General features: G+C 45.8%; 21 protein-coding genes. 8 read left to right on the plus strand and 13 right to left on the minus strand.

Annotation, left to right across the window (positions count from 1 at the left end; translation table 11 throughout):
- The first annotated feature begins 12 nt into the window (after positions 1–12).
- The gene (locus OIU26_RS15005; protein ID WP_264217262.1) at positions 13–1,248 is read left to right on the plus strand and encodes a nucleotidyltransferase; all 1,236 of its coding nucleotides are present in this window, start codon (positions 13–15) and stop codon (positions 1,246–1,248) included.
- Here OIU26_RS15005 and OIU26_RS15010 read toward each other — a convergent pair.
- Complete coding sequence (locus tag OIU26_RS15010) at positions 1,238–2,269, minus strand: SepM family pheromone-processing serine protease (RefSeq protein ID WP_040101586.1); 1,032 nt, start codon at positions 2,267–2,269, stop codon at positions 1,238–1,240. The genes OIU26_RS15005 and OIU26_RS15010 overlap by 11 nt on opposite strands.
- Positions 2,270–2,466: 197 nt before the next feature.
- Between OIU26_RS15010 and OIU26_RS15015 the strand changes: the two genes are divergently transcribed.
- Positions 2,467–3,750: a nucleoside recognition protein gene (locus OIU26_RS15015; protein WP_264217263.1), complete on the plus strand. Its 1,284-nt coding sequence runs from the start codon at positions 2,467–2,469 to the stop codon at positions 3,748–3,750.
- Here OIU26_RS15015 and coaD read toward each other — a convergent pair.
- From coaD to OIU26_RS15055, 8 genes are all read right to left on the minus strand, one after another.
- Positions 3,713–4,234, minus strand: a complete 522-nt coding sequence (gene coaD / locus OIU26_RS15020; protein ID WP_013370628.1) for a pantetheine-phosphate adenylyltransferase — start codon at positions 4,232–4,234, stop codon at positions 3,713–3,715. The two genes, OIU26_RS15015 and coaD, sit on opposite strands and share 38 nt — an antisense overlap.
- Positions 4,227–4,868 carry a 16S rRNA (guanine(966)-N(2))-methyltransferase RsmD gene (gene rsmD / locus OIU26_RS15025; RefSeq protein WP_264217264.1) on the minus strand — a complete coding sequence of 214 codons (642 nt, stop codon included), beginning with the start codon at positions 4,866–4,868 and terminating at the stop codon, positions 4,227–4,229. Before rsmD ends, coaD begins: the two co-directional genes overlap by 8 nt.
- Before the next feature lie 315 nt (positions 4,869–5,183).
- Complete coding sequence (locus tag OIU26_RS15030; RefSeq protein ID WP_013370626.1) at positions 5,184–5,306, minus strand: cyclic lactone autoinducer peptide; 123 nt, start codon at positions 5,304–5,306, stop codon at positions 5,184–5,186.
- Positions 5,307–5,311: 5 nt separating this feature from the next.
- Positions 5,312–5,827: an accessory gene regulator ArgB-like protein gene (locus OIU26_RS15035; RefSeq protein ID WP_436449150.1), complete on the minus strand. Its 516-nt coding sequence runs from the start codon at positions 5,825–5,827 to the stop codon at positions 5,312–5,314.
- Positions 5,820–6,452 carry a hypothetical protein gene (locus OIU26_RS15040; protein ID WP_264217266.1) on the minus strand — a complete coding sequence of 211 codons (633 nt, stop codon included), beginning with the start codon at positions 6,450–6,452 and terminating at the stop codon, positions 5,820–5,822. Before OIU26_RS15040 ends, OIU26_RS15035 begins: the two co-directional genes overlap by 8 nt.
- A 170-nt stretch (positions 6,453–6,622) precedes the next feature.
- Positions 6,623–7,741 carry an acyltransferase family protein gene (locus tag OIU26_RS15045; RefSeq protein ID WP_264217267.1) on the minus strand — a complete coding sequence of 373 codons (1,119 nt, stop codon included), beginning with the start codon at positions 7,739–7,741 and terminating at the stop codon, positions 6,623–6,625.
- Positions 7,742–7,901: 160 nt separating this feature from the next.
- On the minus strand, positions 7,902–9,719 hold the full coding sequence (locus tag OIU26_RS15050) for an APC family permease (RefSeq protein ID WP_013370622.1): 1,818 nt from the start codon (positions 9,717–9,719) through the stop codon (positions 7,902–7,904).
- Positions 9,720–9,912: 193 nt separating this feature from the next.
- Complete coding sequence (locus tag OIU26_RS15055; RefSeq protein WP_019686969.1) at positions 9,913–10,749, minus strand: AraC family transcriptional regulator; 837 nt, start codon at positions 10,747–10,749, stop codon at positions 9,913–9,915.
- A gap of 137 nt (positions 10,750–10,886) precedes the next feature.
- Between OIU26_RS15055 and OIU26_RS15060 the strand changes: the two genes are divergently transcribed.
- From OIU26_RS15060 to OIU26_RS15070, 3 genes are all read left to right on the plus strand, one after another.
- Positions 10,887–12,914, plus strand: coding sequence for a beta-galactosidase (locus tag OIU26_RS15060; protein ID WP_264217268.1), 2,028 nt, complete (start codon positions 10,887–10,889; stop codon positions 12,912–12,914).
- Between the two features lie 68 nt (positions 12,915–12,982).
- Positions 12,983–14,209, plus strand: a complete 1,227-nt coding sequence (locus OIU26_RS15065) for an MFS transporter (protein WP_264217269.1) — start codon at positions 12,983–12,985, stop codon at positions 14,207–14,209.
- 210 nt (positions 14,210–14,419) lie between these two features.
- Complete coding sequence (locus OIU26_RS15070; protein ID WP_264217399.1) at positions 14,420–15,046, plus strand: BclA C-terminal domain-containing protein; 627 nt, start codon at positions 14,420–14,422, stop codon at positions 15,044–15,046.
- 74 nt (positions 15,047–15,120) lie between these two features.
- On the opposite strand, the gene OIU26_RS15075 is transcribed toward OIU26_RS15070, so the two are convergent.
- Positions 15,121–15,951 (minus strand): DegV family protein, encoded by an 831-nt coding sequence (locus OIU26_RS15075; RefSeq protein WP_264217270.1) that lies wholly within the window; start codon positions 15,949–15,951, stop codon positions 15,121–15,123.
- A 431-nt stretch (positions 15,952–16,382) separates the two neighbouring features.
- Between OIU26_RS15075 and OIU26_RS15080 the strand changes: the two genes are divergently transcribed.
- Positions 16,383–16,904: a peptidase M56 gene (locus OIU26_RS15080; RefSeq protein WP_264217271.1), complete on the plus strand. Its 522-nt coding sequence runs from the start codon at positions 16,383–16,385 to the stop codon at positions 16,902–16,904.
- Positions 16,905–16,992: 88 nt separating this feature from the next.
- Here the strand turns inward: OIU26_RS15080 and OIU26_RS15085 are convergent, their stop codons facing one another.
- Both OIU26_RS15085 and OIU26_RS15090 read right to left on the minus strand, forming a co-directional pair.
- Complete coding sequence (locus tag OIU26_RS15085) at positions 16,993–17,574, minus strand: NAD(P)H-dependent oxidoreductase (protein ID WP_264217272.1); 582 nt, start codon at positions 17,572–17,574, stop codon at positions 16,993–16,995.
- Positions 17,575–17,646: 72 nt separating this feature from the next.
- Positions 17,647–18,069 carry a MarR family winged helix-turn-helix transcriptional regulator gene (locus tag OIU26_RS15090; RefSeq protein ID WP_025679508.1) on the minus strand — a complete coding sequence of 141 codons (423 nt, stop codon included), beginning with the start codon at positions 18,067–18,069 and terminating at the stop codon, positions 17,647–17,649.
- Between the two features lie 135 nt (positions 18,070–18,204).
- Here OIU26_RS15090 and OIU26_RS15095 point away from each other — a divergent pair, with 135 nt between their 5' ends.
- A complete protein-coding gene (locus OIU26_RS15095; protein ID WP_264217273.1) occupies positions 18,205–18,498 on the plus strand; it encodes a MazG-like family protein in 294 nt (97 codons plus the stop codon).
- A gap of 129 nt (positions 18,499–18,627) precedes the next feature.
- Here the strand turns inward: OIU26_RS15095 and OIU26_RS15100 are convergent, their stop codons facing one another.
- Entirely contained in the window at positions 18,628–19,779 is a 1,152-nt protein-coding gene (locus OIU26_RS15100; RefSeq protein ID WP_264217274.1) for an iron-containing alcohol dehydrogenase, read from the minus strand.
- Positions 19,780–20,026: 247 nt separating this feature from the next.
- On the opposite strand from OIU26_RS15100, the gene OIU26_RS15105 reads away from it, so the two are divergent.
- Positions 20,027–21,061 (plus strand): stalk domain-containing protein, encoded by a 1,035-nt coding sequence (locus OIU26_RS15105; RefSeq protein ID WP_264217275.1) that lies wholly within the window; start codon positions 20,027–20,029, stop codon positions 21,059–21,061.
- Positions 21,062–21,086 lie beyond the last annotated feature (25 nt).

Below are 21,086 nucleotides of genomic sequence, written 5' to 3' on the forward strand. Positions count from 1 at the left end.
CGACATACAGTTTTGAAAACACTCGGTATCATTGTAGAGTATAATCCCCTGCATAACGGACATGTCCATCACTGGAAGGAGTCTCTTCGTATCACTGGTGCACAGCGCACGGTGGCTGTGATGAGTGGTCCCTTCCTTCAACGGGGCGAACCCGCGATTACAGACAAATGGTCGCGCACCGAAATGGCACTCGCCATGGGCGTAGACCTGGTTCTGGAGCTGCCTGTAGCCTATGCTGTCCAGCCCGCAGAATGGTTTGCCCGCGGCGCGGTGACCTTGCTGTGCGCGACAGGCATCGTCGATGCGCTCTGCTTCGGCAGCGAGAGCGGAGACATCGCCCCGCTGCACACGCTGGCTCGCGTGCTGGCGGCAGAGCCGGCCGAACTCAAGGCCGGCATCGCCCAGCGCCTGAGCAAGGGCGCGAGCTATCCCGCCGCCTACGCGGGAGCCGCAGCCGCGCTGGCGGCCGAAGGAGCGGACGGCGCTGCGCTCGCCGCTCTTATGCAACAGCCCAACAATACGCTGGGGCTGCATTACTTGATTGCGCTGGAACGACTGGGCAGCACGATCAAGCCCTTCACGGTAGCCCGCACGGGATCGGGCTATCACGAAGCCGTGGCTCCTGCGGACGGAGTCATCGCCAGCGCCACGGCCATCCGCCGTCTACTGCTGGACGGCGGGCCGGAGGCCGCATCGCCGTACGTACCTGCGGCGACCCTGGAGATTTTGCAGCGCGAGTGGCAAGAAGAACGCGCGCCGCTGCATTGGGAAGCGTTCTGCCAGCCACTGCTGAACGCCCTGATCACGCGCAGCCCGCAGCAGCTGGCGGAGCTGCACGAGGTCACCGAAGGACTGGAGCACCGTCTGCAGCAATCGCTGTACACGCTGCCCCAGCCCTCTGTGGAGGCTCTGTTTGCCGCTGTCAAGACAAAACGCTATACTCGTACGAAGCTTCAGCGAATGTGTACACATATTTTGCTGAATCATGCCAAAGCCGATATGACTCCCGCTGAGCTGGCGAAAGGTCCCGGCTATATCCGCGTGCTCGGCTTTAACAGGGCTGGACGCAAGCTGCTGGCGCAAATGAAAGACACAGCCGCCCTGCCAGTATGGGTCAAGCCGTCTGCCGGGTCACATGCCCATCTGGACTGGGATACTGCCGCCGTCGCCATACATGCAGCCGGGATGCCGCGTCCCGCCATCCGTCACATGTATGCTGATTACTTGCGGCCCCCCATTATGGTTTAATAGGCAGCTTTTCCATATAATTCAGCGCATCGCCAAGCTTGCGAACCGGGACAAGCTTCATCTGGGTTCCGATTTGCTCTGCTTTGGCTTTAGCCTCTTTATAATTATCCGCCGGGACGAAAAACAATTCCGCGCCCTGACGGTCAGCAGCGACAATTTTATACTTGGCACCACCAATCGCTCCAACCTGACCGTCCTTATCAATAGTACCCGTACCGGCTACACGATATCCCTTACTTAAGTCACCTGGTGTCAGCTGGTTATAGATTTCCATAGTAAACATCAAACCTGCTGAAGGACCACCGACATCCGTGGATGTAAAATGAATCGTTTTACGTCCATCCTTCGGCTCTACCTTCTGTACCGTGGCAATACTGACACCAAACCCGGAACGTTCTTTTCCCGTCTCACTGTCCGTGATGGTTGTTAATGGAGCTTGCACTGCCAGCAACTTTCCATCGCGCTTTAACTTCACTTTAGCCAGCGTTCCCGGTTTCTCATCCTCCAAGGCCTTCCGAATGGAATGATTATCAGTTACCCTCGTACCGTTCAACTCTAATATTTCATCTCCGGGCTCAAACACGCTGTTTGGTCCCGGAACCTTAAATACATACACATAATCCGGCACAATGCGATAGGGAACATGAGCACGGGTATAGGCAGCCTCCATCGCGGAAGATTGGGAATCCCCCATATACCATACCTGCTCTGCTGCATATTCATCTTCACTTCTGCCATGCAGACGATCCTCTTTGCGCTGAATCTCCGAGTTGCTGTCCAGCTTGGACATAGCTAGCATGATGACATTGGCATATCGCGCCGATACCGTCGTCATCATAAAACTCCCCCGTTCGCTGCTATCCCCTTCCTGTACTTTAACCATCGGTTTGATCTCGTTTGCCCCACCTGGTCCATAGATCAGATAAGGGGTTGGCATATAAACCAGCACATAGACCATTGCAGCCAGTATTAAGACATAACCGGTTGTAAAAAAGGCTCTTTTCCGGTTAATTTGCATCATTGCTTCTCCCCCTTGCAGCCTAACTTCTCCTATCTTACCCAAGTGCCTTTGCACCACCTGTTCTCAAGCCTTCCAAAAAAGCATACATTGTTTACGACAACGTGTACGAGCAACCTCTACCCAGACAATGAACGTGAATAAACGCTGGAGACAGCATCCGACTCTCCTTAGTATATTTATGAGAGGTGAACTCTTTGATGCAAAAGGAAGCCCGCCCTGCTCCTTATTGGACAACCTTGCTGCTTGGCCTCGGAGCCATTTTGCTTGTAGTGGCTATTGTCACCTCACCAGAAGAAGTATTTCAAGCCTCTACCCAGGGGCTTAAGTTATGGTGGAGCATTATTTTCCCGGCCATGCTGCCCTTTTTGATGCTATCTGAAATGCTCATCGCCTTTGGTCTGGTACATGGTCTAGGTGTTCTGCTGGAGCCGTTCATGCGATTTTGGTTTCGGCTGCCAGGACGAAGCGGCTGGGTGTTGGCACTCGGCCTAACTGCGGGATTCCCGGCTGCTGCGGAAGCGGTACGCCAATGGGCACAGCAGGAGGATATGACCCCGCTTCAGCTTCGACGTCTGACCGCTATCGCTCATTTCTGCAATCCGATTACGATCCTGCTCGTCATTGGCACAGGACTGCTGCACAATGCTGCTGTAGGCGGGCTGTTACTTGCCGTTCACTGGATTTCTGGGCTGCTGGCAGGCTGGATCACAGCCAGATTACCTGAATCGTCCAGAAAATCGAAAAAACGGGAAACGCCAGCTGCCATCCGGCGCGCTTCTGTTTCCCGCCCTACCACCTCCCTGATCCGATCCGCATGGGAAGCTACCCGCTCTGCCAAAGAACGGGACGGTCGCAGTTTTGGAAAACTGTTAGGCGAAACCGTATCCCATGCTGTACAGACGCTGATGGTGACAGGTGGATTCATTATTTTCTTTTCCGTACTGATTCGGCTGCTGACCCTATACTCAGGTCAAGGGACGCTTTCTATGGTGTGGCCTGCCTGGATGGAAATCCATCTGGGTTCCTATGAAATCAGCCGTCTGCCCAACGATCTCCGTACACAAGCAGCGCTGATCAGCGCTGTGTTGGGCTGGGGCGGCTTGTGCGGCTGGCTTCAAATTACCGCCGTCACCAGACCTTCCGACAAGGGCATCACCTTCACCTTATCACGAGTGCTCCATGGGATTATTGCTTTTGGACTGACCTTGGCGGCATGGACTCCGCTTAGCCACATTGTCAGTAATACAATTCCTGCTTACATCAGTCGCAGTTCTGTATCTTCTTTTTCGGAAAGTGTAAATGACTCTGGTGTACAATCTGTCATGGTCGGAGCCAGCAGTTTATTAACACAAATAGAAGGAACATCCATGTACCCCTGGCAACTGACCGTACTGTCCGTCGTACTTCTAAGTACGATTATACTTGCTCTGCTCGCCGTTTCCTTTATGACTTCATGGTGGAGCCACCGCGATTCGCGCTAACCTTGGCACGCAGTGCGTCTTCCACCTCTGGTGACACCAGATCTACGACCTTGCCATCAAAATGCGCAATTTCCTTCACCATACTGGAACTCAGATATGAATAAGCCGGATTGGTCATCATAAAGATCGTTTCCGCATCCGGGTTCAGCTTATGATTTGTAGAGGCCAATTGCAGCTCATATTCAAAATCGGTCACTGACCGGATTCCTCTGACAATAACCTGAGCCCCTTTTTGACGTACATAATTAGCTGTCAAATCACGAAAGCTGTCCACTTCAACGTTCGGAATATCGCGAGTTACCGTCCGCAGCAGCTCCATTCGCTCCTCAAGTGAAAACAGCGGATTTTTACTAATATTGTTAAGAACCGCGACAATCAGTAAATCAAACTGTCGGGCCGCTCTTTGAATAATATCCTGATGCCCCATCGTCACGGGATCAAAGGTTCCCGGATATACGGCAACACGTGGTTTGTGCTCAATCATGATGGTCCTCCCCGTCTGATTCGGTGATGCCGAATTTGCCCCCTTCGGCTTCTGTATGTTCTTCGGCGTCTGACAAAGCATCATCTGCAAAGTGATAAATGGATAACGCCGTTTCACCATAGACCGCTTTTCTAACCTGTTCAAACGGTCCGAAACTTATCGGATACTCATGTCCCGATTCATACTCCAGCACGATGATTGCACCTGAACGAAGCAAGTCCAACTCTGCCATGCGGCTCATCAATTCATCCCCGTGCTTGAGACGATAAGGCGGGTCCAGAAAAACAGCATCAAAAAGAGCTCCACGTTTTGCCAGCGCCTTGAGCGCTCGTCCGGCATCATTGCGGAACACTTCTGCCTTTCCTTCCAATCCAGTTTTTCGCAAATTTTCTTTAATGACATCAATGCTTTTGGATTCCATATCAATAAAAACTGCCTTGTCCATTCCCCGACTAAGCGCCTCTATCCCCAGGCCGCCACTGCCAGCAAACAAATCAAGCGCGACTCCTCCATCAAAATAAGGACCTATCATGCTAAATATCGCTTCCTTGACCTTATCCGTGGTCGGTCGCGTCCCGGTGCCGGGAACTGCCTTTAACGGCCTTCCTTTGGCACTACCCGATACCACTCTCACGCTGAAACTCACCTATTTTCTATATGTGTTCATAACCATATAAAGATTATGACGTTATCGTACCACATGCACCGCCGTTTGAAAAACTTAGTGATGAAGCAGGTATAAAAAACCATCTCCTGGGCATCCTTAGGATATCGGCATTCAACCAATGTCGTAGACAACCGCGGAGAAGACTTACGTTTCCCCATAAGCTCTTCGTCCGGTTTCTCCTCTCCCATTCGGGCGCTCTTTCGTAGAGCGCCTGTTTTTTTGCATAAAAAGAAGCTGCTTTAAAGCAGCTTTATGTATTATTTTTTCTAATCTGCATTTCGCTTATTTCAGCAGTTCTTCGGGTGTATCCCCTTGATAAACATACACATAACTTGCCACCGATACAGCAAATGTCGCAAACATAGACAACGATGTGGCTAACCCGTATACTACTTTTTTCATCATTCCACTCACCTCCTTCCCCGAATCAATGTTAGGCTTTGAAGCAAAAAAGCAACAGCCACTACAGAAGAACCAATAACAAAATTTGTACATACAAGCAAGGAGGATAACAATCGCAAGAGGGGATAAAACCGGACTGGAATGCGCGACTGCTTTTCAATTCTGGACGGGGCAAAGCATAAAACAAGAATGAGCGCGATTCCGTTAAACAGGTTTGTCAACCCAATATTTAAGGAAATGCAAGATATGTATGTAAAAGCTACAGAGGTCACCAACACACATGCCATACCCGTTTTCAAGTGAATACCACCAGATACTTGGCGCAGCAAAGCAAAAGCAACGAGAATCGTTGCAGCTTCTACCATCCGCCCCGTGAAGAATGAGGCGAATAGTGTCAACAAGATGATCATAGACGCATTCAGAATGAGAGCGAGTGCGTATTTAAGCACTGGGACGGAGGCCGGATGATCAGGCACAATACGTTTAATCTGGTTAGCAAGTTTGAAGGCCATCGTTTCAATCATCTCGGTATTCCTTTCCGACTGCATAGTAGATAAAAAATCCCGATACCAGTGCAAAAAATATCATACTCAACCATACCTCGCTATAGTAAAGCACAATAGAGGTTGAAATGAGAGACAGAATTATCAAGGTAATAACAATGCCATATTCCTCTTTGAACTTAAGCTTTTTGAAATTTGGGGAAAAGCCGATCTCTTTTCGATACAATATAAATGAAATAAATAGTCCTGTTGCTGCGCTAACCACTTGTAACAGATAACCCTTCAAGGACCCGTTCTGCAGCTCAGAAACCGGCAGGTTACCGAACATAGCCTTCAGGAGTACCGATTGAATAACGGCATATGCAAAATAACCGGTAACTGTCATAATACCTGACCAAACAATCGGGATCTTCACCACCGTAGCAAGTAAAAAAATAAAAAGCAGCATATTAATGACAGGTACCAAATATGAAAGTGAAAATTCCTCTCGGAGCAAATAACTTTGCAGGTTCATAATCAGGTTTACAAAAATAGCCTGCCATAGATAGGGAGTCATTCTAACTTTAAAGATACTTAAAATCAGGGCAAAAACAGCTACTCCTTCCAGTGTAGAGAAAAATAAAAAGCCGAGTGGCTCCAAAAGCATACGTGCATCTCCTTTACAATTCCAACAAACCTCATCGGTGTATTCAAAAACTTGGATGTACATCGAATATAAAGGGCTGGGAGCTACTTTTCAAGGGGTCTTTTCAATAATTTCGTAGATTTATTCAAGCACTTCAACCAAATGTTATCTGATGCTGCTTCAAGTTGCAACTAGGCAACACTTTCTTTGACCGAATCTTCCTGCTTGCGTACAGATTTTATACGTGATATAAGCTTTTTCCCCAATCGGATGCCGGGCTGTTCTATCCATATGTAGGTAAACCAGGAAAGTCCAGCGGTGATTAGCAACGTCATGATGAACATAAGTGTGAGGCTGACCAAAGGAGCAAACGGTAATTTAATCTGTATGATTAGCCCCAGGACCAGCATATGCGTCAAATACATGCTATAGCTGAGGCGGCCGATCCATGACCACACCTGATTAAGCAGCCACATCGGCTGCCAATGATACAAAGCATACGCTCCCAGCAGCAACCCGACACCTAAGAGATAATCCGCCATACCTCCAAAAAACGCAAACAGCACAGTACCAAGCAGCAAGCCACCACTGAGCGCGTCTACACTTTTCCAATGACGCTCGTCTTTCCAAATGAAAAACAACAATATACCCAGTCCAAAGACAGGCAACTGATTCGGAAACCATAAATACAAATAGTGCCCCCATAAAGAGTGATCACTAATTAGTGGATATTGAGCAAACACCGTATTTAGCCCAAAGCTTGTCACAAGCACCATCACGACAAACCAAGTCGCATGGCGAACCGATCGAATCAACTTAAATAAGAGGGGGATAAACAGATAAAACATGCATTCCACCGCAATGGACCATTCCACACCAATAATGCTGTTGATCCAATACGGATTGAGACCGTTCAAAAACAGAACATGGGCTGCAATATTAGTGGCAGTAACCCCCTCCTGATCCCCAAGCCAAAATCGTGGACCCGTCCCATTCACAGCTAAATAGATTCCTAGCATCACGTAATACAAGGGTGCAATCCGAAAAAAACGACGTAACAGGTAGGCCGCCATTCCTTCTCTCTTGTCACTCGAACGCCTGCTCAGGGATAAAAACAGCGTAAAAGCGCTGGCCATATAAAATAAAGCGACTCCTTTGGCTCCTATGCTCAAGCCTTTTTGCAACCAACCGTTTAATCCGTCCACATGCTGACTGACATGCACAAGTAACACTCCCATAATCGCCAGCGCCCTTAGCGTATCTACAAATTGCAACTTATCTTGTTCTATCTTCCCCTTGTCTTCGGGCATCGTATCCCTCCATAACAAATTCAAATGATACATTTTGTATCTATAATACACAAAATGTATCACCCAAGTAAATATCCCCATTATGTAAAAAAACACCCTCTGACCGCACCAAGATGCGGTCAAAAAGTGTTGATTTTATCATGCTATAATCAGCTGTTACCTATTTGTTTAAATGAAAAGGTACGGTCGTTACGATGACATCTTTGTAGTTAATCAAATAGGCTCTCATCAGCAAACTGGTCTGATTATGCAGTATATTTTCCCACCAGTGTTTAGTGATAAATTGTGGAATGAGAACTGTAATATGATCCTCGTCTGCTTTTTTCCACTCTACTGTATCAATGAACTTGCGGAGCGGATTAATGATACTGCGATAACGGGATCTCAGCACTACTAAACGTATACCTACATCCCACTCTTCCCACTTCTGTTCCATTTTTTGAATCGCTTCATCGTCCACACCTACATATACAGCAACCACATTGTCCGACAGGGTTTTGGCATAGCTGATGGTATTCATGACGACTCGTGTAATGCCTGCCACCGGAATAATAATCGTGTTGCCTTTGACCATAGGTTTGTCCTTTGTGATATCAATGCGCAGCTGTTCAGCCGTATTTTTGTAATGCTTATTAATCTTCATAAAGAAATATAATACCAAAGGCAGGAAGATAAAGACTACCCATACCTGGCTAAACTTAGTAAAGATAAAGATAAGCGTAATTGACAGCGTGGTTAGCATCCCGACCGTATTAATAGCCAATTTGACGACCCAGCCAGCTGGTTTGAGCCGAATCCACCGAATCATCATACCAAGCTGTGACAGGGTAAACGGAATAAATACCCCTACGGCATAAAGCGGAATGAGGTTTTCTGTGTTGCCACCAAAAACGATGACCAGCAATGCCGAGAAGATACTCAGAAACAGGATGCCGTTAGAATAGCCGAGTCGATCTCCACGAACCATGAACATATGCGGCATGTATTTGTCTTTCGCGAGCATAAAAGCCAGCAACGGAAAGGCCGAATAAGCTGTGTTGGCCGCCAAAAACAAGATAAGTGCTGTCACGCCTTGAATGATGTAATACATCACACCGCGCCCAAAAGTAGCATTCGCAATTTGCGAAATCACTGTTTCTTGCGGATTAGGACGAACACCGTACCAATAAGCCAGCAAACTAATTCCGATAAACATACAGCCGAGAATCAAGCCCATCATCATCAATGTAGTTGCCGCATTTTTGGCAGCAGGCTTGCGGAAGTTCGGAATGGCATTTGAGACAGCTTCTACACCGGTTAGCGCCGAACAGCCCGAGCTAAATGCTTTCAGTAAGAGAAACAGACTGACGTTGGATACCGTAGCTCCAAATTGCGGCGCCGCCGCATGGGCTCCTCCTGCCAGATAGTGAATGATACCACTAATAATCAGAACAAAAATGGCAACAACAAATAAGTAAATCGGTATAGCCAGCACCGAGGCAGATTCCGTCACCCCGCGCAAGTTCATTATAGTCAAAAAGATAATCATCACTAAAGCAATTGCGATTCGATGATCATGTAACGATGGGAACGCCGATGTAATGGCATCTGTACCTGCCGATGAGCTAACAGCTACCGTTAGAATATAATCGACCAGCAGAGAGCCGCCTGCAATCAGACTCGGACTCTTTCCTAAATTGTCCTGTGCAACAATGTAGGCTCCCCCACCACCAGGATAGGAAAAAATGGTCTGTCTATACGACAGGATCAGAATGATAAGCAAACCCAATACCGCAATGGATATAGGGATGGAATACCATAGGGCAGCAAAGCCCGCTGTAATTAAAACCAGCAGAATCTGCTCCGTTCCGTAAGCTACAGAGGACAATGCATCTGAGGACAGAATGGCCAGTGCCTTGAGCTTATTCAGTTTCTCATCTTCAAGGGCCGTCGATTTTCGCGGACGACCGATTAATAACCTTTTGACTTTACTTAGCATTTCGTTGACTCCTTCTTTGGATGAGGGTTTTGCAAAAGAACTATGAATCGTATATTTATTATGTCACCTGCACATCAGATTGATGAAACAAATGAACTATTATTTTATACTCCCTCATCCAGAAAAAAACAATAAGGAATGCTCCCTAAAAAGAGCATTCCCGAGTAAGAAAGAGTATTTCGATAAAATACCCTTATGTATACAGTATTTTGAACCTTTCCGGCGTAATTCCTTCCGCCCGGCGGAAAGTTGCCACAAAATGACTGACATCCCGGAAGCCTACGCGCTCCGAAATCTCCTTTACCGTTAATTGCGGATACTCTGTCATCATTTCCTTAGCCTTCCGCAACCGAATTACAATCAGATAAGCATACGAAGTCACACCGAACGCTTGCTTAAACAATGTATTTAAATGACGAGCGCTGACATTCATCATAACAGCCATATCCCTTAAACCCACATCTGGGCTGGCATAATTTTGCTCCATAAAGGTCAGTACAGGGGTTAAACGTTCCACATTATGAGATAAGGAAGGCATCGAGCTATGTTGTCCATGTTTACGCAGCAGAGTCAGAAAACGGTACATATTGGCCGAAGCATCTAATCCAGACAAATCACGTTCACTAACCATGGAGTGTAGCATGTTTTCCCCAAAGCTGTGCAGCTCGCTATCCGGGTCCCAATGGTATCCTCGCGTATGCTTCAATCCGAGTGCAGTCAATACAGCCGCGGCGATGGGTCCGTCAAATGTGATGTATAACGTTCGCCATACCTTGGTCGCCCGTCTGTATGCATGGGCTTCACCAGGCAGTAGCAGAACCCCGGACTGCTCACCCAAACGGAAGGTTCCCCCTTTATATGTAAACATCCCCTCACCTGACACCGTCTGAATCCAGTGAAAGCAAGGATAGCCCTCTGGACGGGAAACATCCTCCTGTCTGCTATTAAATCCGATACTTTCAATAAAAAGGGGTAACGAGTGCTCACGAGTAGTCAGGAAAAATCGCAAATGATGGGGAGTCAAAATCATAATAAGCACCTCCGGCGTATGCGGTATCTATTTCTCATGTAGATCCATATTGTTATATACATGTTCATTTTATTATATTTAAAAGCATTTATTTGTATTATAAGATAGGATTATTCTTATATACAGAGGTGATTGGCATGATAAGCAGCAAACTTCCTAAAGTATTTTACGGTGGGGATTACAATCCTGAGCAATGGGATGAGGCCACGCATCAGGAGGATTTACGGATGTTCAGACAGGCAGGAATTGATATCGCCACACTCAACGTTTTCTCATGGGCTAAAATTCAGCCTGACGAAATCACATATCATTTTGAGTGGCTGGATCAGTTGATTGATAATCTTTATGAAAGCGATATCTTCGTTTGTCTAGCTACTAGTACGGCAGCGCATCCTGCTTGGATGGCTACCCGTTATCCCGACATTCTTCGGGTCGATGCTGACGGGCGTAAGCGAAAATTCGGAGGACGACATAACTCTTGTCCGAACAGTCCAACCTATCGAAAATACGCAGAGCAGATGGCTGACCGACTTGCAGAGCGATACAAAGACCATCCCGCAATCCTCGTGTGGCACGTATCCAATGAGTATGGCGGGGATTGCTATTGTGACAATTGTGCCGCAGCGTTCCGGGTATGGCTCAAACAAAAATACGGATCACTAGAAGAGCTAAACCGGGTGTGGAATACTTCCTTCTGGGGTCACACCTTCTATGATTGGGATGAAATTGTACCTCCAAATAATCTGAGTGAGCATTGGGGAGAAAATCACTCCACATTTCAGGGCATATCCCTTGATTATGCGCGCTTCAATTCAGACAGTATGCTGGATTGCTACCTGCTGGAATATAACGCGATTAAAAAACATATTCCCGATGCCGTGGTAACAACCAATCTGATGGGCTTTTTTAAGCAGCTGGATTATTTTAAGTGGGCTAAGCACATGGATATAGTATCTTGGGACAGCTATCCCGGGGCTAATACCCCGATAAGCTATACGGCAATGGCGCACGACCTGATGCGCGGCTTGAAGGATGGGCAGCCCTTTATGCTGATGGAGCAAACACCGAGCCAACAGAATTGGCAGGCGTATAATTCACTTAAACGACCTGGCGTTATGCGTTTATGGAGTTATCAGGCTGTAGCACATGGCGCGGATACGGTCATGTTTTTCCAGCTTCGCCGCTCGATCGGTGCTTGCGAGAAATTCCACGGGGCCGTAATTGAGCATGCCGGGCATGAGAACACACGTGTATTTCGCGAGGTGGCACAGCTTGGCAATGAGCTCGGCGCTTTAGGCAACACGCTGCTTGACGCGACTGTTCATGCCAAAGTAGCTATTTTGTTTGATTGGGACAATTGGTGGGCTTTGGAAAAATCAAGTGGCCCTTCTGTCGCCTTGAAATACTTGGATCAGGTGCATAAGTATTATGCTACCCTCTTTCGGCGTAACGTACAGGTAGACCTGATTTCTGTGGATACAGATTTCCAAAAATATGATCTCATTATCGCGCCTGTACTCTACATGGTCAAGCCGGGTACTGCCGAGAAGCTGGAACAATTCACAGAGCGTGGCGGCACCTTCTTAACGACCTTTTTCAGTGGCATTGTAAATGAAAACGATCTGGTCACAACCGGAGGATATCCTGGTAAACTGCGTAATTTACTCGGGATCTGGGTGGAGGAAATTGATGCGCTTCTGCCTGAATCACACAACCGCATTATATTGAAAGAAAAAGTGGGCGTATTAGAAGGTGAATATAAGTGTGGGTTGCTCTGCGACTTGCTGCATAGCGAAGGAGCCGAGGCGCTGGCGGAATACGGCGATGATTTCTATCAGGGCATGCCAGTGCTGACACGCAATCGCTTTGGTCAAGGTGAAGCGTGGTATGTCGCTACTGATCCTGAGGAACCTTTCCTTGATGGTCTGCTGGGCTACATTTGTGAGCAAAAAGGGATTTCATCCCTGCTGCGTGCTCCTGCGGGCATAGAAGTCACTATGCGGTCCAAAGATGGAAAGTCTTATCTATTTGTTCTGAACCATAATGCCCAGACACAGCAATATCATCTGGATGACCAAAAAGGAAAAGAGCTGATCAGCGGAAAATTCCTGGAAGGAGATATTTCTATTGAAGGCTATGGCTTTCAAGTGCTGGAGCTATCATAATCAATTCAATCTGACTTATACCACTCACTTTACTGCATAAAGGTAATTTAGTACCAAAGGAGTTAATCATGAAACGACTGCTATGGATCGGCAGCTTGTCTTATTTTTTAATTGGTCTAGCACATGTGGTTGTAGGCTCCCTACTGCCCGTGTTGCTAGAGCATTACGGTAGAACCTATACGGATGGCGGAAGCCTGATTTTTGCTCAATTTTCCGGATTTCTGGCTGGAGTCCTACTGTCACCGTGGCTTGCCCGGACGTTCGGCAAACGCCGAAGTCTGGTATTTGCTCTACTCCTGCTGTGTGCGGCTGAAGTGCTGTATTCACTTCTGCCGCCCTGGGGCTGGCTATATGCCGTCGGGGCAGTAGCCGGATTTGGCTTTGGGATGGTAGAAGCACTCATTGGTACTATTGTTATTGGAGGTATTACTCAAGGAACGGGCGCGGCTATGAGCCGTCTGGAAGTCTTTTTCGGGATCGGCGCCTTGGCTATGCCCGCTATCGCTAGCCAATTCATTGCTCTAGGTTGGTGGCGACTGGCATTTCCCATCATCTCCTTGTTTGCAGCCGTAGCCACTATAGCTTGGCTGCGTGGGTCCTTCGGCACACTGGACGCTCTATTGGACGAACAGGAACACCGAGGTGACTACCATAAGCGTGCCACTAATTCACCGGAGTCACCTACCGTAAAGGCTTCTAAAAGCAGCCCTATAGGCAATTGGAAGCTCCTTGCATTATTTATCGTTTTTTTCTTTATCTACGTAGGAACAGAGATGAGTCTGGCCAATTTCCTGCCCTCCATGTTCATTGAGCGACTCGGTCTCACACAAGCCGAAGCAGCACTCAGCGTCACCTGCTTTTGGTTGGCAATGGCCTTTGGACGGTTGTTCACAGGCTACATTGCCGATCGATACGGCTACGGTGTCTTTGTCGCTCTGAGCTCACTGGCAGCGACTCTGCTGCTGTGTGTGTTCCCGTTGATCCAAGGCACTGCTGGTGCCTTTGTCCTTATCGTACTGCTGGGACTCGGCATGTCCGGCATCTTTTCCATCGCTCTTGTTTTTGCCAGCAAAATGATGCCAGGTACAGAAGAATCGACCACGAGCCTGCTTATCGGTGCAGGCGGAGTCGGAGGGGCCCTGCTGCCCTTATGGCTTGGAAACAGTATGGATCGTGGAGGGGCAGTTGCTTCAGCTTGGTTACTAGCGGGATTTGCTTGTATCCTGTGCCTGCTTGGCGGTATCCTATACGCCCTATATGTACGCAAAAAGCGGCTTCAAACCGCTTCATCATGATATTAGCCTACTACTGGCACCCCAAATGTATCCTTAGATGACAACCAAGGATACATTTGGAGGTGTTTTTTACATACTAGACGAATGTACCTTGTACAGAAGCCTGTTTTTAGTCAAAATAGATCGTTTCCTATGAAACACAGGACAGATATCCATGCCTCCTCTAGATGAATGGAGTACTATACAACAAACCATATGGAGGTGTTTGTATTGGGTCGTCCTGAATTGAACCGAAAAAAAGGCCGTAAAAAAGATGTTTTTGTCCGTGCCTGGTTTGATAAGCTAGAAAAAAAGTTTGAGGAAATGCCCCCCAAAAAAAGAGGCCGCTCGAAACGGAAATCGTTTGGTAAAGACATCATTGTCAAAAAGCAAGTTGTACGTGTGAATATTAATCAAGATGCTGAAGGGAATTCCAGAACCACAGGTGATATAGCGCAGTTCGGTTACATTTATAATGTGAGGCCCCAACTCGTTTCGATTGAAGGGGAGGTTATTTTCGATACGAACGGCATACTTACACCTGGGATTGCTCACCTTCCAGGGACTACACAAATTGCTGTAGCCGATGCAGGGAAGTATGAAGTCCACTTTTCGGTGTCGGGTATAGAACCTAACCAATTCGCCATCTTTATTAATGGCGTACTGGCTGAGGGAACCGTGTACGGCTCAGGAGCTGGGACACAGCAGAACACAGGGCAAGCCATTCTCGCCCTGGCATGCGGTGATGTCCTTACTCTGCGTAACCATAGTTCTACTGCTGCTGTTACCCTGCAAACACAGGCAGAAGGAACCCAAGCCAGCATAAATGCCTCTGTCCTCATTAGAAAATTGGGATAGGCTTAAGCTCCTACAAAGCCCCAGTATACTAAAAAAGGGTTTATCCATCACATGAGGATAAACCCTGAATACTTTTAAAAGGCGATAATGATTCCTTTGTCATTGGCATACATTGAACTAATTCCCCTGGTGGACACAATATGAATATCCTTAAATTGATAGCGGTTCTTTAAGGTATTCATTAACTTTTGCGCCAGTCCGAGATTATTACAATGAGTAATAACGATGCTTTCTCCTTCGGTACTCCGACCACTTTTTTCAATGGTATCTGCCAACTTTTCAATGATTTGATTCTGTCCACGGGCTTGAGTAAATAATGCGATGTTTCCGTCACCGTCTGAACCTAAAATAGGCCTGATATGCAAGAATGAGAGTATCTTTCCGGTGATTTTATTCATTCGTCCGTTCTTGACCAAATTATCCAGATTCTCTAACACAAAATAGGTTTTCATCTTGCTGATAAAGCTCTCCAAAGAAGAGATAATCTCGCTTTTATGATATCCTTCGTCAATCAGCTTGCGTAATTTTAGAGCTAACAAGAGTTGTCCAGCCGATGCGCTTTTCGAATCGAATACATGAACATCTGCCCCTTCTTCTTCCGCCATATCCTTTGCGACCAATGCACTGGAATACGAGCTGGACAGGTTGCTGGATAATGTAATGGCAAAAGAAGTATGCGCGCCTTGAAAGGCTTCCTTATATAGCATAGGTGACGGTGAAGCGGAACCAATCTTGGTTGTACAGGCCTTCATTTCTTCCATAAACTGAGGCAAGTCCAATGTATCATCATCTATGAAGCATTTTTCACCCAATGTCATGTTTAATGGAATCGTAGTTACTTGCATCTTTTCTTTAAGCTCTGTCGTTAAGTCGCAGCAACTATCTGCTATGATTTTATATCTCACCCAGTACACCCTCACATTATGTTATTTTTCACTAGAATCCGCATTCATCATATTCAAAGAAAGCTCAATTGACCACATCAGGCATTTCTATTTCTATTGCCACATCGCCTTTTTCCTTATTCCCGTAAGCGCTGCCGTAATTCATGTTCTGGATACATGCAGATGATCTCGGAGTAAGGGGAAATTAATTCCATTATCTCGACGTTAAACTAAATATGGATACTATGTACTATAAAGAATTGCCAACAATAATAACAATGAAATATTTGTGAATTATTATCCTTCCCCCTTCACCTATAGACATCTCTCAGGCCGAGAACAAAAAATTCTTTAATCTCATTCATTGACTCGTTACAATAAATAGTATATTCCAGTATTTGCGATAAAATAAACCATGCTAATCTCTGTGATAGTGAAGGAGTCTTCAAACTATGCTTAAGCTAATCCCCAAAAAAAGCTTCATTATATGTATTGTTATCCTGATCGCTTTAATGGCATATTTCACAAAAGATCTAAGGACGGAGATGTCGGTAAAATCAACGGATCTATCGGAATTGTCAATAAACAATATTCCACTAAGCAAGAATATTGCGGAGATTGATTTGACTGCTTATAAAAAGAACCCCGATTTTAACGATAAACACACAAAAGATGCCGATCACAGGTATTTTGAAAATTTCTTGATTGTCTATAGTTCTAGTGGAGAGATTATGAAACTGCAAACCTTGTCCGAGAGCGAATTTTCCAGCATCAGTGGCCACAAACTTCAGAAACTTGAGGATGTGAAAAATAAATTGGGCAACCATTTCGTGGATCAAAGCTACGACTCTGCCCAAAGCCTAAACGCCATAGTATATTATGACAAAATAAATCGTACGAAGGCTAGTTTTGTATATCCCCATAATAACAAGCAGGATCAGATCGTTGTCTGGACTATATTGGAAAAGTATTAGCATTTGTAAGAAAAGGCCAACCCGTAATTGCTGGTTGACCATATCGTTTAAAGAATGTCCTACGCTTCTGAACGAATATAAACTAACTTTACAGCACCGTTTTAACCGTGTCTTGTACTTGTTTCAACAATCCTTTGTAACCATCTTCATCGAGGTAGCCGATACTTCCAAGCAGCAAGTGACCGACTGATTCAATTCCAACAAAATCAAAAATACCCGTATCTGATGTGAGCTTCAATCCTGCGGTCATACCAATTTCATCGTAGATCGCGTTGGGCGTACCATGTGTATTCACGATAAACCCTTTTTTACCTGTAAGCAGCTTATTAATCCCTTCTGCACCAGCCGTATATGCAAAGCCATATGCAAATACACGATCAACGTAACCTTTCAGGATCGCAGGAAGACCTGTCCACCAAATGGGTGAAATAAACGTAATCGTATCAGACTGCGAGATATATTCCTGCTCTACTTTGATATCAGCCGGCGTTTGTCCAGCTCTCATCGCAGCCGTATCCTCAGGTTTTAATACCGGTTGAAAATCAAGAGCGTACAGATCGCGTACAACGACTTCGTCACCTTTTTCCTTCAAGGTAGTTACAACCGTTTCCAGTATCGCGTGGTTAAAGCTTTCAGCTTTAGAGTGAGCATAGATGATAAGATGTTTCATTTTTATGACCTCCAGATATTTTATTTATTTTGGCATTTGTATAGGTATCTATGCATTTATTCAAAAAAAAATTTAAAACCTGTTTTTTACATGCTCCAACAGATATTCCAGTTGTTTTTTTTCCTCGTCTTTGAGACCACCATAGATGGTTTCTTTTAATTTATTAGAGATCGCCTCAAATATAGGTTCCAGCTCTTTTCCCTTTTCTGTAAGATAGATCAGAGTAACTCGGCTATCCTCCCTTTCTTTTTTCCTTTCCACATACCCCAATTTTACTAGCTTGTCGATTAAAACAGTGACTGTGGGCTGCTGACGAGCAATTTTTTGCGTCAATTCCTTAATCGAAAGTCCATCCGTTTGATACAGGAACATCAGTATTCCACCATGGGTAGGTACGATTCCTTCAACTCCATAGGATTCGAGCTCAGATACAATTAATTTATTGATCGAGTCCCTAATAGTTCCTACAAGTGCAGCTGCATTATTTTTTAACATACAAGTATTATTACATAGACATCTATATATATCAAGTATTTAGTCAGTCTGATCTGATTTTAACGTATGAAATGCTTCAAAGAACTAGATTTTAGTCTGTTATAATAAAGTTAAAAATAGTTAGGAGCTTGTTAAATGGAACAAATATTGAAGAAAATCCAATACTTGAGTACCCAAGAAAAGAAGACATTAGAGCAGATGGTTCTTAAACTATCCGAAGAAGTAGGAGAAACCTCTCAAGCCATGCTGTCTTATATGAATGCAAACGGAAGCGAATATAAGCAATTGAATATTTCCGATGTCAAAGAGGAATGTGCAGACGTGATTCTGGTCGCCCTTTCTTTATTTTATAAGCTAAGCAACAACGAGGGGGAGCTTCAGGAGTTCTTAAGTAAAAAAGTGGACAAATGGGAATCTGTAATGACTTAGGCCAAAAGGAAGGCCACCATTAACCGCGCTACGTTCTATAGGGTTGTCTTTAGAAGGGCCGTTCCCGGTATTCTTGATCAGTTCCTGGGACAGCCCTTAAAGTATATAACAAAATAATAGCAGTATGATTTATAGAATTTTCTTAAACATTTCGATAACTTGTTCTTTGCTAGGTATGAACGGATTGCCCGGAGCGCAAGCATCCTTCATGGAGTTTTCGGCAAGCAAATCTAAATCCACCTCGTTTACACCTAGTTCAGAAAGTTTGGCAGGAATCCCTACTTCCTTCGACAGGTCTTTGATTCTTTGAATTACATAGTCTGCGCATTCTTTATCCGTTTTTCCCTTATCTTCAAAACCGATCACCTTAGCAATGGCACGAAACTTCTCTGGTACATGCTTGGCATTCTCCTCCTCCACAATCGGCAGCAGCATGGCATTGCAAACCCCATGAGGCAAATCGTATACGCCGCCTAGCTGATGGGCCATAGCATGGACGTAACCCAAGCCGGCATTATTAAATGCAAGTCCTCCCAAGAAAATAGCGAAAACCATTTGTTCACGTGCTTCTATATCATGACCGTCGCTCACCGTGCGGGCCAAATTGTTAAAAATAAGTTCTACTGCTGCCAACGCGGTCGCATTTGTAACAGGGTAGGAGCCTGGAGTAACCAAAGCTTCAATGGCATGGGTCAAAGCATCTAGTCCTGTAGCTGCCGTTAATGCGGCGGGTTTGTCTACCATCAGTTCAGGATCGTTGACTGAAATCGTAGCTACGCTATTCTTGTCAACCATAACCATTTTGACTTTGCGCTCTTCGTCCGTAATGACATAATTGATTGTAATTTCTGCGGATGTTCCTGCCGTTGTATTAATAGCGACAATCGGCAGCGATTTATGCTTGGATTGATGAACGCCCTCATACTCAGTTATATGTCCCCCGTTGGTAGCAATAATGCCGATTCCCTTGGCCGTATCCTGTGGGGATCCTCCGCCAATGGAAATTAAGAAGTCACAGCCGTTTTCTTGTAGAAATTGGACGCCATCATGTACATTTTTACAGGTCGGGTTGGGCTTGACCTCATCATATACCGCATAGTCCATGCCTATATCATCCAGCAAGGATGTGACCTTGCCGGCAATTCCACTCTTCATCAGAAACTTATCCGTCACGACCAGTGCTTTGTTTAAATGTAGTTCTTTTATATAGGGTTCAACTTCATGCAAACAGCCTTTTCCCATCAGATTGATAGATGGTACAAAAAATACATGTGCGCTCATAAAAATCTGCCTCCTAAGGATTCACTTTTGATCCCTCGCTAAATACAGAATTACTCTAAAGTGAAACATTTCACAATTGTAATTCTATCTTTATTTTATTTTGATGTCAATATAAAAACACAGATATTGCTTTGTTTTATTTTTGTTTGTTTTGTTTTTTTGAATCAGTCCAATAATTGGTACACAACTAATCGGAGACAGTATCGTACAACTTAGAGGAACACATTAACAACGAGGTGATGACAGCATGAGAATCAACAAGAAAGTATGGCTGGCTCTGCTGGCAGTACTACTGCTTCAAGCAACCCCATCTTATGCCAAGCCGGCACCGCTAACTCCAGTAACAACCGTTTATGTGGATGACCGCCCGCTTGAGCTTACTGCTCAACCGCTACTGCTAAACGGGACAACGCTCGTTCCCATGCGGCAGTTGTTTGAAGCGCAAGGAGCTGTGCTTTCCTGGAACGGATCCAGCAAAACCGTAACAGCAACCAAAAACGACACGACGCTGACCTATCGCATTGGAGAAGTCACTTCCACCCTCAACGGTAAAACGCTATCCCTGAACGTTCCCGGACAGATTGTTGAGGGCAACACAATGATTCCACTGCGTTTTGTGAGTGAAGCACTTGGGAGCACAGTGAAGTGGGACGACCTAACCCGTACGATTCGGATTGCCTCCGCTGATGATTTTTTCACAACGGTTCTTTCCGGAGTCAACCTGCGTAGCAAACCGGATTCATCAGAAACTTCCCCTTCCCTGCGGCTTATTCCAACCGGTGAAAAGGTTCATGTCATCCGCGAGGTCAATGCCCTCTGGCTGGAAGTACGCACTAAAAACAACCTGACCGGGTACATATCGGCAAAACCAAAATACAGTGACTATACCAGCACTTCCCTAGCAGAACGGCAGGGAGATGAACTGATCGCCTACGGGCAGAAATTCCTTGGTGCCCCTTATGAATTCGGCGCTGCAACCGGACAGACATCGACCTTTGATTGTTCCTCTTTTGTCGGGGAAGTGTTCCGGCATACGCTCTCTGTCGACCTCCCCCGTGTCTCTTACGATCAGGCCAAAGAAGGCCAAGAGATCGGGCTGAACGAGCTGCGCAAAGGTGACCTGCTGTTCTTCAGTGCGCGGGGGCTGGAGATCGGCCATGTGGCGATCTATGCAGGGAACAACAAATTGCTGCACACTTTCTCCAAAGAACGCGGCGTTCATTTTGACACGTTTGACGGTAAATGGAAGAAACGTTTCGTAACAGCTCGCAGGGTGTTTTAGGACAAGCAGATACCCCATAACCGTA

The sequence above is a fragment of the Paenibacillus sp. BT-177 genome, from assembly GCF_025846815.2.
GTDB lineage: Bacteria > Bacillota > Bacilli > Paenibacillales > Paenibacillaceae > Paenibacillus > Paenibacillus polymyxa_C.

What these genes read in the sequence shown, in the direction of transcription:
- OIU26_RS15010 (WP_040101586.1), bottom strand. Translation starts at nt 2,269, where the DNA reads ATGATGCAAATTAACCGGAAAAGAGCCTTTTTTACAACCGGTTATGTC.
- OIU26_RS15060 (WP_264217268.1), top strand. Translation starts at nt 10,887, where the DNA reads ATGATAAGCAGCAAACTTCCTAAAGTATTTTACGGTGGGGATTACAAT.
- OIU26_RS15055 (WP_019686969.1), bottom strand. Translation starts at nt 10,749, where the DNA reads ATGATTTTGACTCCCCATCATTTGCGATTTTTCCTGACTACTCGTGAG.
- OIU26_RS15035 (WP_436449150.1), bottom strand. Translation starts at nt 5,827, where the DNA reads ATGATTGAAACGATGGCCTTCAAACTTGCTAACCAGATTAAACGTATT.
- coaD (WP_013370628.1), bottom strand. Translation starts at nt 4,234, where the DNA reads ATGATTGAGCACAAACCACGTGTTGCCGTATATCCGGGAACCTTTGAT.
- OIU26_RS15040 (WP_264217266.1), bottom strand. Translation starts at nt 6,452, where the DNA reads ATGCTTTTGGAGCCACTCGGCTTTTTATTTTTCTCTACACTGGAAGGA.
- OIU26_RS15045 (WP_264217267.1), bottom strand. Translation starts at nt 7,741, where the DNA reads ATGCCCGAAGACAAGGGGAAGATAGAACAAGATAAGTTGCAATTTGTA.
- OIU26_RS15030 (WP_013370626.1), bottom strand. Translation starts at nt 5,306, where the DNA reads ATGATGAAAAAAGTAGTATACGGGTTAGCCACATCGTTGTCTATGTTT.
- OIU26_RS15065 (WP_264217269.1), top strand. Translation starts at nt 12,983, where the DNA reads ATGAAACGACTGCTATGGATCGGCAGCTTGTCTTATTTTTTAATTGGT.
- OIU26_RS15090 (WP_025679508.1), bottom strand. Translation starts at nt 18,069, where the DNA reads ATGTTAAAAAATAATGCAGCTGCACTTGTAGGAACTATTAGGGACTCG.
- OIU26_RS15100 (WP_264217274.1), bottom strand. Translation starts at nt 19,779, where the DNA reads ATGAGCGCACATGTATTTTTTGTACCATCTATCAATCTGATGGGAAAA.
- OIU26_RS15105 (WP_264217275.1), top strand. Translation starts at nt 20,027, where the DNA reads ATGAGAATCAACAAGAAAGTATGGCTGGCTCTGCTGGCAGTACTACTG.
- OIU26_RS15085 (WP_264217272.1), bottom strand. Translation starts at nt 17,574, where the DNA reads ATGAAACATCTTATCATCTATGCTCACTCTAAAGCTGAAAGCTTTAAC.
- OIU26_RS15095 (WP_264217273.1), top strand. Translation starts at nt 18,205, where the DNA reads ATGGAACAAATATTGAAGAAAATCCAATACTTGAGTACCCAAGAAAAG.
- OIU26_RS15015 (WP_264217263.1), top strand. Translation starts at nt 2,467, where the DNA reads ATGCAAAAGGAAGCCCGCCCTGCTCCTTATTGGACAACCTTGCTGCTT.
- OIU26_RS15050 (WP_013370622.1), bottom strand. Translation starts at nt 9,719, where the DNA reads ATGCTAAGTAAAGTCAAAAGGTTATTAATCGGTCGTCCGCGAAAATCG.
- OIU26_RS15080 (WP_264217271.1), top strand. Translation starts at nt 16,383, where the DNA reads ATGCTTAAGCTAATCCCCAAAAAAAGCTTCATTATATGTATTGTTATC.